The organism is Streptomyces sp. NPDC058459 (assembly GCF_042721685.1).
Lineage (GTDB): Bacteria > Actinomycetota > Actinomycetes > Streptomycetales > Streptomycetaceae > Streptomyces.
Map to the genome: position 1 here is coordinate 1 of NZ_JBHXLV010000076.1, position 13,543 is coordinate 13,543.

The window sequence follows — 13,543 nt, forward strand, 5'->3', positions numbered from 1 at the left end:
CTCGGAAGTCCCTCAGACAGAGCTGAAAGTCCCTAAAAAGTCCCAGGAGCGGAGAGGCGGGGGACGCCTCTGAGCTGGTACGTCTGCGAAGGGTGCCGGGGATGCGATCAGTTCAGAGCCACTTGATCGATGGTGCGCCAGCGATAGGCGCGGTCTTCGCGACGCAGTTCGACCAGATCCAGGCGATCGACCGGGACGCCGACGCTGTCCATGTCGCGGAGCGGGCGAATCGCTTCCCGGACAACGCAGGCATCCGTGGGGCGGTTGCAGTACGCGATGCCGATGTGCGGCCGCAGCACCGCGGTCGGCTTCCGCAAAGGCAGCTGGCATTGCGCGGTGGTGGCGGACAGCTTGGAGTGGAGGTCGAGCACGGGAGTCCACGGGGCGATGCTGTAGCGGACCGCGCCGCGGGATGCGGTCATCGGTATGGCCTGGAGCCGGAACCTGTCTGTAGGTATCGCGGCTGTCGTGGCGAGCAGTGTGTCCAACTGCTCCAGCGAGACGTCGTCGGTGGTGCCGATCCGGCCGAGGGTCAGGTGCAGACCGTCCGCGTCGATGGAGTCGAAGTTCAGGTTTCGGATCTTGTCTTGGCAGTGTCGAGCGTGCTCGGCGAGCGCCGAGTCGGCGGGGAAGCTGAGCATCCAGTAGTAGGCCCGCGTCGATGGAGTCCACCCAGCCCGGTCCCAGTGGTTACTCATCTCCTGCACCCGGTCGAAGGCCGCCCAGTCGTGTGCCGCGATGACCTCGGGGTCATCGACGCTCGGCGGCGGGGCGGTGGGAAACGCGCTGGGATCCTCAGTCAGCAGCACTCGGTGCCCTCCTCGTACGGCTATCGCTCAAGCGTGCCATCTTGGCAAAATTGGTCACCGCTCGGGTTAACGGGGTGGTGTGCCAAGTGCGTAGCGCCTCGGCGTAATCCCTGACGACAGGTAGCTGGTGCCACGATGCTGCACGGGCGTGGAGTTCACCGGCTCGCTGGATGACCGATCGGATCGGCGGGCCACCCCCGGCTTCGAGAACCTGCCTGCCGAGCACCATGGCCTGCTCCACATCCGGCTGAGGCCCTGCGAGCAGAGCAGTGGCCACGTCCAGGCGGACCAAGGCCCGGCTCCAGTCGGAGTCGGACTGCTCTATGAGTTCGTCGACCTGCTCCGCGTACTCGATGACGTCCCGTGTGTTGCCGAGGGCGACATGGGCGGTAGCGGCGTTCGCCAGTGTGCGGGCGATGCTGTACGGGGCGAAAGAGATGCACGGTGTCAGCCCGCCCGGGAGCCGGTGGTTACTGCTGAGGTCCTCGGCCTCTGCGATGGCCCTCTGCGCGCCCACGGCGTCGCCGAGCTTGCCGAGAGCACGTGCTCGGCCGTTAGCAAGCAGCCGGATCGCCTGCGCGTTGTCGCGATCGATGGCCAAGCCGGCATCGGCTCATTCGAGCGCCTGGTCGTAGAGGCCCGCGTAGTACGCGCCCAGAGAGCGGGTGCCAAAGATCCACATCATCAGCTCCAGGTCGTCGATCTCCTGAGCGAGCTGGAGGGCTTCGGTGCTGTAGGCCTCGGCGATGGCCTCGTGACCCGCGTTGACCGCCATGTAGCTGAGCAGGCCGGAGGCTTGGGCTGCAAGACGGAAGAGTTCTGCCCGCTGCCCAGGCGGCTGGCGCCCTTCCAGCAGTGTCTGGATGAAATTACGCAACTCGGCAGTCTTGGGAGCGAGTTGGTGCGGACCGTCAGCCTCGTACCGGTCCACTATGGCGCCCACCTGCTGGACCAGCACGGTCAAGGTGGTGGGGTCGGTGTTGGACGAGATGGTCGTGCTCAGGCGCCTTGCCACGTCCAGCGGGCTCTCCCAAGGTTCCCGGGCAGCTGTCTCGCGGACAGGTTCCGGGTGCCGGTGAGCTTCCTCGATCGGCTCGGGAGCGTTCCGAGCGAATAGCTGCGGCAGCGCGTGCGGCGGCACGGCCAGCCGCTCCAGCACGGTCACGATCTTGTCGAAGTTGGTCAGCCGCCTCGAACCGGACTCGAGAGCGGAGAGGAACGGCTGGCTCAGGCCCGTGAGACGGGCCATCTCCTCTTGCCGTAAGGAGGCCAGCTTGCGCACGCGGGTGAGAGCCGTCCCAAAGTCGCCGTCCCGCAAGGCCATGACGACCTGCGCGTCCTGCCACACGTGGTTAGGCACCCGGACCGGGTCCGGCTCGGCGGCTGTCAGCAACCGGCTGCAAGGGGCACAGCGCGGCTCACGGTTGTACCGGCTCAGCACAAGCCCGCACCCCTCGCACCGTCCTGGTTTGCCTGCCACCGCTACCGCCGCCCCTCCATTGCCACCTTCTTGCGGGCCTTCAAGAGTCTGATCACCCAAGTGATATCACCGCCGGAATGTGCCATCAGCCGGTTCCTGCCACATCGTTGATGGCCACAGCCAGCCCGCATTCCCTGGCCGCTGATCAACCCTCAGGTCGTTGCGGACCCCTGCCTGGAAAGGGCGAATGTCAAGACCCCGGCTACAGGAGGTGACTTGTGCCCGCCGTTGACACGACGATGCACGAGATCGAGCTCAAGCACGGTCCATTCGGCCAGGCGATCACGAAGCCGTTCGCCAGAACGCGGCGGGCAGTCGACGAACGGTCTCTGCTCAAGGTCTACATGGGGATTGATCCCGAGGGCCGCCGTAAGCGGGAGGTGGAGTCAGTGGAGCGCGCCGCTCACTTGGGTCTGTCGGTCCCCGAGGTCCTGGCCACGGGTACGGGAGAGGACGGATCTTGGACGGTGTTCGGTATGTTGCCAGGCGTGCCCTGTGGGGTGCGTACCGGCCGGGCAATCGAGGGGTACTTCGGTCACGTTCTTAATCTGACCCACCGACTCCACCGGTCTTCGGCCAGTCTTACACCCGGCCTCGGCTGGGAGAACCGCCACGGTCGCCTTGTGCCCCAACACCGCTTCCTGCTCGACCAGTTCTCTCCACGCTGCCGACTACGACCGTGGTGGGAGGCGTTGACCGAGGCCCTTCAACCGCTTGAATCGCATCCCGTCGTCCACCTGCATGGCGACCTCAAGCCCGAGCACCTCTTGGTCGACGACGACCGAGTGCACGTCGTGGACTGGGAAGCCAGCGCCCGAGGCCCCGCCGTCGTCGACTACACCGACGTGGTGTTCCATCTTGTACGTGACCTGCTGTACGGGGGCGTGCCACCCAAAGACGTCCCGGTCGGCCTCATGACCCGGTTACCGTTCAGCGGTCCTGTGCTGGCCTGGCGCTTGCTGCTCTGGCTCGATCGCCGTCGTCCTGAAGACATCGACCTCGTCACGGCCCGCGAAGTCGGCCGCCTCACGGCCGAGGAGCAGGCTCCAGCCGCCTATGCGGCGTTGGCTCGGACCGTCTCACTCCTGCGTGCCGTCGGCGTACCTCGCTGATTCCTTCGAGCATCGCCCGTCCAGGCGTGCTGACGCCTGCGCTCATTCACCTTTCTGTCTCCCTGAACGGAGTTCGTGATGCCTCGTACGAGCACGATCATCAACAACAGTCACCTCGTCATCGACACCTCCATGGCCAAACCGGATACGACGACCATCGTCGAGCGGAAGGGCCTCGGACACCCGGACACCCTGGCTGACCACCTCGCCGAGCGGCTGTCCCGTGCCTACAGCCACCACACCGTCGCGCGGTTTGGCGCCGTGCTTCACCACAACTTCGACAAGCTCGCCCTCCTCGGTGGGGGCAGCGAGGTCCGATACGGCGCCGGCAGGATGACAGCCCCGGTGCGTGTCCTGGTCAATGGCCGGGCAGCACCCATGTGCGGGAGCGAGAAGATCCCGGTCGAGGAGATCGTCGAGACTGAGGTCAGGGCGTTCTTCGCCGAACGGCTCCCCGAGGTGTCGGACCACCTCGACATCGTCTTCAACATCACCAGCAACTCCAGCCCGGGCGCGGTCCTCACCGGCGACGGGGTCCCGGACCGTACACGCTGGTTCAATCCGCGCTCCGTCGATGACCTGCGGGAGCGGCGGGTGCGGCTGTCGAACGACACCTCACTGGGGACCGGCTGGGCTCCGGAGAACGCTTTCGAGTCGTTCGTCCGTGAGCTGGTGAACCACTTCTCCGGCGAGAGCGTTTTCACTCGCGCCCATGCCTGGTGCGGGTCCGATGTCAAGCTCATGGGCTACTGGGACGGCGATCAGGCCGACGTAGTGCTGTGTGTTCCGCAGAAATCGCGCCACGTCGCCAGCCGGGTCGAATATGTCCGCAACGCGGAGAGCGTCCTGGCCGAGTGCCACCGGCTGGCGGGCCTTCGGCTGCCTGGTGCTCAGGCGCGCTTCCGGCTCAACGCCCGCGACGTGCCGGAGAAGGACGAGTTGTACCTGACCTACACCGGAAGCTCGATCGAGTCGGGGGACGAGGGTGTCGTCGGGCGCGGCAACCGAGTCAACGGCCTGATCACGCCACTGCGTCCGATGAACCTGGAGGGAGCCAACGGCAAGAACCCCGTTTACCACGTCGGCAAGCTCTACAACATCGCCGCCCAGCGCCTGGCCGAGCGCCTGCACGAGACCACGAACGGGCACGCGGAAGTGCACCTGGTCAGCACCACCGGGCAGCGCCTCGATCAGCCGTGGCGCATCCTGGTCCGCCTCTCGGCTCCCTACGCCGAGATCGACAAGGTGCAGGCCCTCGTAGCGGAGACGCTGGGAGAGTTCCCGGCGCTGACCGACGAGTTGGTCTCCGACGGGATCGTGCTGAGCTGATGACGAAGCGGACGCTCGGAGAGATCCCCGCAGGGTGCCGACGGCGATTACTTGCGCATTACGGGCCTGCTGCCCAGCGGTGGCTCGATGCCGCCCCGGGGCGGCTGGCACGTGCGGCGGAACGCTGGAAGCTGTCGCTTGTGTCCTATCACGACGCCGGACACGCCTCGGTGATCGCGACGGCGACCTGCCTTGACGGGTGTCCGCTGCTCCTCAAGGCGTGGTTCGATGCCACCCGCTACCGCCGTGAGGTGGACGCGCTACGACTCTGGTCCGGCGGACCGACAGTCGGCGTCGTGGAGGCCGCGGACGACCTGGCTGTCGCCGCACTCGAACTCGTCGGAGGACAACCCGGTGGCGCGGAGTGGCCGAGGCGGGAGATTCAGGTGGTGGCTGCGGCCCTCCAGGGGCTGCACGTCTTTGGGCAGCGCAGGCGCCGGCCGGAGAGTCTGCCGCGCCTCGCTGACTACCTCGCGCAGGAAATCTGGCCCCGGATCGAATGGCGGCTACAGAAACTCGATCTCGGCGGCTGGCGCTCCCTGGTCGAAGCCGGGCGCCCTGCTGCCGACCTGGAGGAGGGCCCCCGCCGGGCGACGGTGCTGCACGCGGACCTGTATCGGGAGAACGTGCTGTTCGACCGGCTGGGTAACCCCCGGCTGATCGATCCGCTTCCCATGGTGGGTGATCCGGCGTTCGACTGGGCGTTCTGGACCGTCTACTACGACCTGGGGCGCGGTACCGACAGGCGGCTGGCCACCGCCTCACGCGTCTCCCGGATTCCCGTCCCGGTGCTCGCACCCTGGTGCCGTCTCCTGGGCGTCGACGGCCTCCTTTTCTACGTGGAGTCCGGCGACCCACGAGGGGCCCTTATGGCGGAAGTGCTCACCCACCTCTTGGCGTCGACCTCTTGGAGCGGATCGTGACGACGTACATCCTCCGCCATGGCCAAACGGACTGCAGCAAGCGCTACCTCGTCAACGGCGACCCATCCCAACCCATCCGCTTGACCGAGGAGGGGCGGCAATCGCTGAGCTTGAACCGCTCCACTCTCCCCCTCCACACCGTACGGACGTGGCTGACCAGCGAATTCCCGCGTGCCCAGCAGACAGCTTCTCTACTGATGGACGTGTCGGCGGCGGACCTGGTCATCGATTCTCGGTTGAACGAACTCGACTATGGAGAGTTCGAGGGCCGCCCGTTCCTGGAGTACGCGGTCTGGCTTGACGGCCAGGGTCCCGGCGAGCGGCCGGCGGGTGGCACCGAGTCACAGCGCGACGGCATTCGGAGGATGCTCACGGGAGTCCTAGCCGCCCTGGAGCACCCAGGTCCCCGTGTCCTCGTAGGCCACGGCCTTGTGGTCTCCGTACTCCTCTGGCACCGGTGCCGATCGTCGAAGGAGGCCATGCCGCTCTTCTTCCCGGAGGCGCCGTACGTCGAGCCGATCGCCGTACCCGACGACGAACTGCCTGACTGGGGCACGGCGCTGCTGAGCGATCTTGACAGAGATGTTCCCGGAGGTCGCGTCGACCGCGGTGGCGTGGACATATTCCGGATCGACGAGGGCTCGGCGCTTGCTACCGTCGATTCCGTATCCCACCCGCCGGATCAAAAGGATCTTCCTCATGCATGATGCCCGCGCCCTAATCGAAATGGGTGCCGAAGCGGTTCGTCGGCTCGCTCGTCGCGGCTACTCTCTGGACCTGTCCGAGCTGGAGTCCCTCCAGTCTCGTCGCAACCAGAACATCCGTTCGGCTGACGAGCTGCGGGCTGAGTCCAAGCGGGTGGCGAGCGAGGTCCAGCAGACGGCCAAGCAGGGTGGCGACATCTCCAAGCTGAAGGATCGGGCTCGCGAGCTGAAGGAGCAGATCCGGGACATCGAGACCGGTCAGAGCCAGATCGAGGAGCAGCTTCGCGACCTCCTCCTCAGCATCCCGAACCTGCCGGACGAAGCGGCCCCAGACGGCGATTCCGAGGACTTCGCGGTCGAGGTCCGACGGGTCGGTACTCCGCCGGCCTTCCCGTTCGAGCCGAAGGACCACGTTGACCTCGGCGAGGGCATGGGGATCCTCGACTTCGCGCGGGCTACGAAGCTGTCCGGCCCCCGCTTCGCGGTCTCGCGCGGCGTCGGGGCAGCCCTGGAGCGTGCCCTGGCCACGCTCTTCCTCGATCTGCACACTCGTCGGCACGGGTACATCGAGCACGCCGTCCCGTACCTGGTCACCCGCAAGACGATGACTGGCACTGGGCAGCTGCCGAAGTTCGAGGAGGACCTGTTCAAGACCGGCGTCGCCGACCGTGAGCTGTTCCTGATCCCGACCGCCGAGGTGCCGCTGACCAACCTCTACGCCGACGAGATCATCCCTCCGGCCGAGCTGCCGCTGGCGCTCACGGCGCACACGCCGTGCTTCCGGTCCGAAGCAGGCTCGTACGGTCGTGATACCCGGGGCCTGATCCGTCAGCACCAGTTCGCCAAGGTCGAGATCGTCCAGATGGTCGACCCGGTTGACGCGGACGCAACGCTGGAGACGATGGTCGGCCACGCCGAGGCGTGCCTGAAGGAACTCGGCCTCGTCTACCGCGTCGTCAAGCTGGCCGCCGGTGACACGGGCTTCTCAGCCCAGCTCACGTACGACATCGAGGTCTGGATCCCGAGCCAGAACACGTACCGCGAGATCTCCTCGGTCTCCAACTTCGGCACCTTCCAGGCCCGCCGGGCCAACATCCGGACCCGTGGCGAGGACGGCAAGCCCAAGCTCGTCGCCACCCTCAACGGCTCCGGCCTCCCCGTCGGCCGCACCCTGGCCGCTCTCCTTGAGCAGTGCCAGCAACAGGACGGCTCCATCGTCCTGCCCGAATCTCTCGTCCCGTACCTCGGCTTCCGCCGTATCTCGGCGGACGGAACACCGGAGGCATAACGTGCTCGTCGGCGTCTGCGACTTCCCCAGTAGCTACGCCTTTCCACCCGCCGGTTACGGCGGGATCGAACGATGGCTGTGGGCGGTCGCCGTAGGCGCCCGAGCCGCAGGCGCCGACGTACACCTCCTCGGGCCGGGCTGGCTCACGAACCTGGAGAACGACTGGGTTCGTCGGCCGGTCCGCCTGGAGGACACCACCACCGGGTCGCTCGCCTCGCGCGATCTCCGCAGCACCGGATACGACCTCCTGGTCGTGGGGCACGAATACCCGTCGCTGCCAGCCTGGACGCGTACCTGGAACGACCTGGACTGCGACGTTGCCACGTTCCAGCACTCGCCCGTCTTCGAGCACGCCGATGCGGCCTTCGACGGCAAACGGTCACGGCTCTACTGCTACTCGCCTGAGATGGTCGAGCGGTACGCAGACCACCAGCCGATCCCTGAACTCGCTGTACACCTCGGCCTGGACGAGGAAGAGCCGTCGGCCGTCGCCGGTGACGACCTCGTGTGGCTTGGCCGCATAGACGAGGAAAAGGCGCCCCACATCGCTGTCCGAGCCGCTCAGATCCTCGGCCGCCGGATACAAATCGTCGGCCCGGTCTTCGACCAAGCGTATGTACAACGCCACGGACGCCTCTTCAGCGCGGACCACGTGAAGTGGGCCGGCGAACTCGGCGGTCCCGCCAAGACCGCCGCCATCCGCGACGCCTCCGTCTTCGTCTACACCTACGCCCGTACCTACGTGGAGGCCGGCGCTGCCGTTTTCGGCGAGTCCCTCCGCACCGGCACCCCTATGGCTGCGCTCACATGGCGCGAGGGGACCTGCGCCGAGGCGGCCCTGTGCGAACGGACAGGCGTGATTACGGTGGCCGATCCCGACGAGGACGACGAAACCGCTGCGGAGCTTCTCGCCCTCGCGATTGAGCAGGCCGAAGACCTCAACCACACGGAGGCCCAAGAGATCGGAATGCATCGCTTCGATCCGGCCCGCCACTTTGCGGCGATGTCGACTCGGCCATGCTGACGAGCGGTCTCAGAGAGCTTGCGCCCGGTCCGCCGACCGATACAGAGGGCCGCTTACCTGCGGTCCTGCGCCAAGCTCTGGGACCCCACTGGGAGTTCACCATCGCCGACGGGCGGATTGCAATCGAGCACGCCCACAGAGGCTCGCCGTACCGTCCGCCCCGCCAAGCCCCGTCGTGGGAGGGGCTGCTGGCGGAACTGAAGGCAAGTTTCGCCGCCCAGGGCGTCCCGCAGGACGCCTGCCTGCCACTTCGGTGGGGCCGCGAGACCGAGCTGACGATCTCGGCCGTCCAAGCCCTCGACCCCCTCCTCAAAGATGGGCGTCCGCTGACCTACCGCAGCGGCTTCCTGCCTCAGCCGGTTGTCCGTTTCACCGGGCAACGTGACGCATCGGGCGACCTCCGGGATGGATTTCTGACCTCGTTCGTCAACGTTTCCCGTGTCCAGCCAATTCAGCGCATGGACGAGTACGGTGTGATCCTGGATGGCTGGCTCAGTGTGCTGTCGCGATTGGGTTTCCACGCGCGCCACATCAGCGTCCAAGGAAAGCTGGCAGCATGGCGACGTCGCCAAGTCGAAGGCGTCACCCTTCGCTTCAACCACCTCGACCTGTCTCTCGGCGACATCGTCCTTCTATGGAACGCCGACAACCCTGCACGAATGGCGGTAGACCTCGGCACCGGATTGGAGCGGTTGGCCTGGGCACGTACGCGGCTGGGGTGGATGGACCTCGTCTTCGGCAGGTTCGCGCCCCTGGCGCCCCCACCGACTCTGGACGCCGTCCGCACCGCCACTCTCCTCCTCGCGCACGGCATCCGTCCCACCGCGCGAGGGGCTGGCGGAATCACACGCCGGGTGATCGGAACGATCGACCCTGATTCGGCGAGATTGGGCGTCAGCTCCCTGGTTCGTGCCTCGTATCGCTATTGGCGACTGTTCGGTGAGCCGAATGTCCCATGGCCAGCCGTGGCCATGGCGATTGAGGAGGAGCTCGGCATCTCCCTCTCTGTCAAAGTAGATCGAGTCAGGAATACTGGATGATTTATTGAGTCGAGGGCGGAGACGCGAGTGCCGGTATCACTCATGCAATACCGGCAGTTGAGGCATCCTGACGGGCAGCTGCCATCAGTTGCGGCCTTGGGTCGTTTTGACGATCGCGTCCAGGAGCCGTGGGACGTCTTCGAGACTGTCGAGGACCACGTCGGCTCCGGCCGTGGAGAGTTCGGCGGCGGTGGTCTTGCCGGATGCGACTCCGATCACAGGAGCGCCGCCTTCAAGCCCGGTACGGACGTCTTCGAGGGAATCTCCGATGATGACCGTGTTGGAGCGGCTGAAGGCGGTGGTTCCGTACTTGGCCTGAGCTCGCTCCTGTGCGACGGCGACGAGAGCTGGGCGGTGGTCGTCGTCCGAGGAGTATCCGCCGATCTCCGTGTCAAGGAACCCGTCGAGGTGGAACGCTCCGAGCTTCAGCAGTGCGTTGGGCTTGAGGTTTCCCGTGACGACGGTAGGAACGCAGCCCGGTTGTGCGTGCACGGCCTTGAGCGCGTCCACGGCGCCAGGCAGGAGCACGCCTCGCTCACGAACGTCGTCGACGTGCGCGGCGAGACGCCGCGGCAGGAGTTCCACCATGCGCGGCACCAGGCCGGGGACGTCTGCCTCGGGGACGCCGTTGTCCAGGAACAGGGACCGAATCGCGAGGGGCATGGTGACGCCGGTGCCGCGGGCTGGAAGGTGTTCCACGGGACGTCCGACGATCTCCGCGAAGGTCTCCTGGTACACCTGCCGGTCGATGTCACCGACGTACAGCAGGGTGCGGTCGATGTCCCACAGCACGAGAATCTGCCTGGCGTCGGTCAAGTTCGGCTCCCTGCTGTTGCCATGGTGGCGCGTCGCTCCAGTACGTCTTGAGCGTACGGGCTGTGGGCGACGGGTCGGAGTTGTTGGATCATGCTCGTGACGTGACTGTCGAACCGTGCCGACTGAAGATTCTCGGCGAGGTCGAGGACCTCGTGTGCCGTGGTGCAGCCGGCTTCGAGGTCGCCCTGCTCGATGTGGGCCGTTGCGGCTCGGGAGAGGAACAGACCCCTGGTGCGGTGGTCCGCCGGGTTGAGTGCCTTCCGGGCCTTCGTGAAGCTGGCGACGGCGCCGCGGGCGTCGCCGAGGTCCAGGTAGCAGCTGCCAGCCTGTCCGTGGATTTCGCCCTCGTTGATCCAGTACAACCACTCTGGGTCGTGCTCTGAGCGCCCTTGAGCGCAGAGTTCGGCTGCCCGTCCCAGCGCGGTAAGCGCCGCTTGCCGCTCGCCGAGTTTCGCGTGTCCGCAGGCCTGTCGGGTCAACAGCATGGCTTCGAGGGCGGGCGTGCCGAGCTGCTTGACTCCTTCGCGGGCTCGTCGTGCTGCGGTGACAGCGTTGTGCGGTGCCCCGGTGGAGTAGCCGTGGATGGCCATGTAGGACAGTGCGCCGGCGCCGAGCCGGAGGTCTCCTGAGGCCTTGGCTGCACGGAGCGCGGCATACAGGTATCCGAGCGTTCGGTCGCGCTCGCCGGAGTCGAAGACGAACCATCCTGATTGAATGGCGGTGTCGGCGATGATCGCGGCGAGCCGTCTGCCTGTCCGTCGTACGAGGTCTGTTTCACGAGGCCCTTGAGTAACTGCAGGTGCGCGTCGCCCAGTTCCCTGAGGGTGCCGCTGCCGTCGCTCGCGTCCATGGTCCGCAGGCTGTCGGTGGTGCGCTGGAGGCCATCGAGCAGTTCGGAGGAGAGGCGGCTTCCGCCTGCCGCGCGGTGGAGGGGTTCGGTTTCGGCGATGTCCCATTGGTTCACGAAGGCGGTAAGTGCTATGGACAGAAATGCCTGGCTCAGGCCGGTGAGTTGTGCCATGTCGTCCTGCCGAAGGGCGCCGCGTAGTCGGATCAGGCGGCTGGCTCGGCCGAAGTCCCATGCCGTGAGTGCCTTGCGGACGTCTGGATCGAGCCATACGTGTTCCGGCACGATAGGTGTGTGCTCTTCCAGGACCCTGGAGCGGGTGCATGCGAAGTACAGGGTTTCGGTGTTGTAGTTGCTTAGTTGACCACCGCACCGGTCGCAGCTTCGCAGCGACTGCTGATGCACCTTATGCCTCCCCGTGAGTGAGCGCGCGCAACCTCAATTACTCCTGGTGGAGCGGTAATCACACAAGTGATATCACCCTGGGAATGTGTGCGCGGGATGTTTTGCCGCCAGTGTTGGGGGAGTCCCGCAGTACGACACGGAGACGAACTGGCCGAGATCATGGTCATTCGGCCGAGCTGGAGCTTGTCGTGTTGCAGGGAACGCGAAGCTGTTGCTGATCTCTTCCAACGGAGTCCACGTTGTCTTCCGCCACACGAGCGAGGCCAGCCCGGAGCCCGCTCCTGTCGCTCAGCCGCCCGCATGATGCAACCCACCCATCAGGAATGCACTGTTGCTGGACGGTGTGCGGTGGCCATTAGTATCTCCGCCGTCGTGCTCCTGGGCATTCTCGTTTTCGTCTTCGTCGGGAAGAGTGGCCTGAATGCGGCGCACGCAATTGTGTGCAGCCTCTTCGGGTTCTTCTTGGCGAGCACCTCGATGGCTCCGAGCATCAGCCGGTTCGTCAACGGTGTTGCGGACATGATCGGCCAGATTCGCTTTTAGGCCATACATCCTATGGGCGAGGTGTATGTCGTTCGCCCCGAACCAGTTCGTGCCATCCATTCTGTGGCTCATTCACCCCCCATCCTTCTGAGGTCCCCCGATGACATACGCGATCAATTTGAGAAGCCCGTCGCATCGCACCGTCCGTGTTCCTCAGGCGGGCAGTCCTGTTCCTGCTTCAGAGCGTCGTCGTTCCCGGTTCGAGGGGCGGTGATGCGTCTCGTGTATCACCCGGCCGGCCATGACGACGAACTCCGTGTCGCCTTGGTCGAACTGCAGGCGGGACGTTGGAAGACGGCGCGGGAACTGCTGTTGGACACGGGCACGCACTGGACATTGCGAACGTCACGTACCCAGCTCTTGGCGGTGGCAGCAGCCCGATCGGATGTGGTCGGCGTGTGGCTCGCCGAGGAGCCCGGCAGTTACGACGCGCAACTGATGGGGGTTCGCGTGGCCGTCGAGCGGGCCTTGCGTGCGCACCGGCAAGAACATCCACAGACTTTGGAGTTCGAGATGAGGGCGCGGCGTGAGGCCCTGCTGGCGGCTCGTCGTGCGCCGCACGATCCCGTGCCGTGGGTGTGCCTTGTCGCGTTGGCGCAGATCGATACGCGGCAGCTGCGCCATGAGCATCGCCTGAGGCCCGCCGAGCCGATGCTGCCAGCGGGGCCGTGGGGGCTGCTCTACGAGGTCAACCAGCGTGATCCGTACAACCGTGAGGCCTATCACCGCGTCCTGCAGTTCCTGCTCGCCCTTGAGGGGCCGCGCGCGGCTTCCTTGGCCGCGATCTTTGACTTCGGGCGGTGGATCGCGTCGCAGCGGCCCGTCGGATCGCCACTGTTGCTTCTGCCCGCGTACGCGCAGATCGAGCAGCGACGGCGATCGCGGGCCGATCCGCTGTGGCGGCGCCAGTGGGCGCAGGAGGCGACGCTCGACTGCACGTTGAACGCCTTTTACGACTGGTTCCAAAAAACGACGGTCAGCCAGTGTTCGGTGGCTGATCTGAACCTTCTCGCCTATGCGTTGTGGGCCGGCCACCAGTATCTGGAAGCAGCCGAGGTCTTCGAGGCGATGGGCCCATATGCAGCCCGTGAGCCGTGGACTTCGGTCCATGACGGGGCCGCGGGACCGGACCCCGGCGAGACGCTGCTTCTTCGAGCACGCACCGAGTCTCTTTCCTTCGCCCGTACCCACAGGCCGCGCACCGGGCGGCACCCGTGATCAGT

Annotated in this window: 15 protein-coding genes; 9 read left to right on the forward strand and 6 right to left on the reverse strand. The window is 66.0% G+C overall.

What is annotated here, in order from left to right:
- Positions 1-107 precede the first annotated feature (107 nt).
- The 3 genes from ACFWN1_RS16455 to ACFWN1_RS16465 are packed head-to-tail and all read right to left on the reverse strand — an operon-like array spanning position 108 to position 2,157.
- Positions 108-809: a 2'-5' RNA ligase family protein gene (locus ACFWN1_RS16455; protein WP_384362353.1), complete on the reverse strand. Its 702-nt coding sequence runs from the start codon at positions 807-809 to the stop codon at positions 108-110.
- Entirely contained in the window at positions 796-1,410 is a 615-nt protein-coding gene (locus ACFWN1_RS16460) for a hypothetical protein (protein ID WP_384362356.1), read from the reverse strand. Before ACFWN1_RS16460 ends, ACFWN1_RS16455 begins: the two co-directional genes overlap by 14 nt.
- A 12-nt stretch (positions 1,411-1,422) precedes the next feature.
- Positions 1,423-2,157 carry a helix-turn-helix domain-containing protein gene (locus ACFWN1_RS16465; protein WP_384362359.1) on the reverse strand — a complete coding sequence of 245 codons (735 nt, stop codon included), beginning with the start codon at positions 2,155-2,157 and terminating at the stop codon, positions 1,423-1,425.
- A 350-nt stretch (positions 2,158-2,507) separates the two neighbouring features.
- On the opposite strand from ACFWN1_RS16465, the gene ACFWN1_RS16470 reads away from it, so the two are divergent.
- The 7 genes from ACFWN1_RS16470 (at position 2,508) to ACFWN1_RS16500 (ending at position 9,709) form a co-directional block, all read left to right on the forward strand.
- Positions 2,508-3,401, forward strand: coding sequence for a phosphotransferase (locus tag ACFWN1_RS16470; RefSeq protein WP_384362362.1), 894 nt, complete (start codon positions 2,508-2,510; stop codon positions 3,399-3,401).
- A gap of 78 nt (positions 3,402-3,479) precedes the next feature.
- Positions 3,480-4,730, forward strand: coding sequence for a methionine adenosyltransferase (locus ACFWN1_RS16475; RefSeq protein WP_384362364.1), 1,251 nt, complete (start codon positions 3,480-3,482; stop codon positions 4,728-4,730).
- Entirely contained in the window at positions 4,730-5,653 is a 924-nt protein-coding gene (locus ACFWN1_RS16480; protein ID WP_384362366.1) for an aminoglycoside phosphotransferase family protein, read from the forward strand. Before ACFWN1_RS16475 ends, ACFWN1_RS16480 begins: the two co-directional genes overlap by 1 nt.
- Entirely contained in the window at positions 5,650-6,360 is a 711-nt protein-coding gene (locus tag ACFWN1_RS16485) for a histidine phosphatase family protein (RefSeq protein WP_384362368.1), read from the forward strand. The genes ACFWN1_RS16480 and ACFWN1_RS16485 overlap by 4 nt, the downstream gene beginning before the upstream one ends.
- Positions 6,353-7,645 (forward strand): serine--tRNA ligase, encoded by a 1,293-nt coding sequence (serS, locus tag ACFWN1_RS16490; RefSeq protein WP_382005609.1) that lies wholly within the window; start codon positions 6,353-6,355, stop codon positions 7,643-7,645. Before ACFWN1_RS16485 ends, serS begins: the two co-directional genes overlap by 8 nt.
- A 1-nt stretch (position 7,646) precedes the next feature.
- Entirely contained in the window at positions 7,647-8,669 is a 1,023-nt protein-coding gene (locus ACFWN1_RS16495) for a glycosyltransferase (RefSeq protein WP_384362370.1), read from the forward strand.
- A complete protein-coding gene (locus tag ACFWN1_RS16500) occupies positions 8,663-9,709 on the forward strand; it encodes a hypothetical protein (RefSeq protein ID WP_384362372.1) in 1,047 nt (348 codons plus the stop codon). Before ACFWN1_RS16495 ends, ACFWN1_RS16500 begins: the two co-directional genes overlap by 7 nt.
- Before the next feature lie 84 nt (positions 9,710-9,793).
- Here ACFWN1_RS16500 and ACFWN1_RS16505 read toward each other — a convergent pair whose 3' ends face one another.
- Genes ACFWN1_RS16505 through ACFWN1_RS16515 form a run of 3 tightly spaced genes read right to left on the reverse strand, consistent with a single transcriptional unit; the run spans position 9,794 to position 11,777 of the window.
- The gene (locus ACFWN1_RS16505; RefSeq protein ID WP_384362374.1) at positions 9,794-10,525 is read right to left on the reverse strand and encodes an HAD family hydrolase; all 732 of its coding nucleotides are present in this window, start codon (positions 10,523-10,525) and stop codon (positions 9,794-9,796) included.
- Positions 10,522-11,010, reverse strand: coding sequence for a hypothetical protein (locus ACFWN1_RS16510; RefSeq protein ID WP_384362376.1), 489 nt, complete (start codon positions 11,008-11,010; stop codon positions 10,522-10,524). Before ACFWN1_RS16510 ends, ACFWN1_RS16505 begins: the two co-directional genes overlap by 4 nt.
- On the reverse strand, positions 11,001-11,777 hold the full coding sequence (locus tag ACFWN1_RS16515; RefSeq protein ID WP_384362378.1) for a hypothetical protein: 777 nt from the start codon (positions 11,775-11,777) through the stop codon (positions 11,001-11,003). The genes ACFWN1_RS16510 and ACFWN1_RS16515 overlap by 10 nt, the downstream gene beginning before the upstream one ends.
- 348 nt (positions 11,778-12,125) lie before the next feature.
- On the opposite strand from ACFWN1_RS16515, the gene ACFWN1_RS16520 reads away from it, so the two are divergent.
- A complete protein-coding gene (locus ACFWN1_RS16520) occupies positions 12,126-12,320 on the forward strand; it encodes a hypothetical protein (RefSeq protein WP_384362380.1) in 195 nt (64 codons plus the stop codon).
- A 213-nt stretch (positions 12,321-12,533) separates the two neighbouring features.
- Positions 12,534-13,538, forward strand: coding sequence for a hypothetical protein (locus ACFWN1_RS16525; RefSeq protein ID WP_384362382.1), 1,005 nt, complete (start codon positions 12,534-12,536; stop codon positions 13,536-13,538).
- Positions 13,539-13,543: the final 5 nt, after the last annotated feature.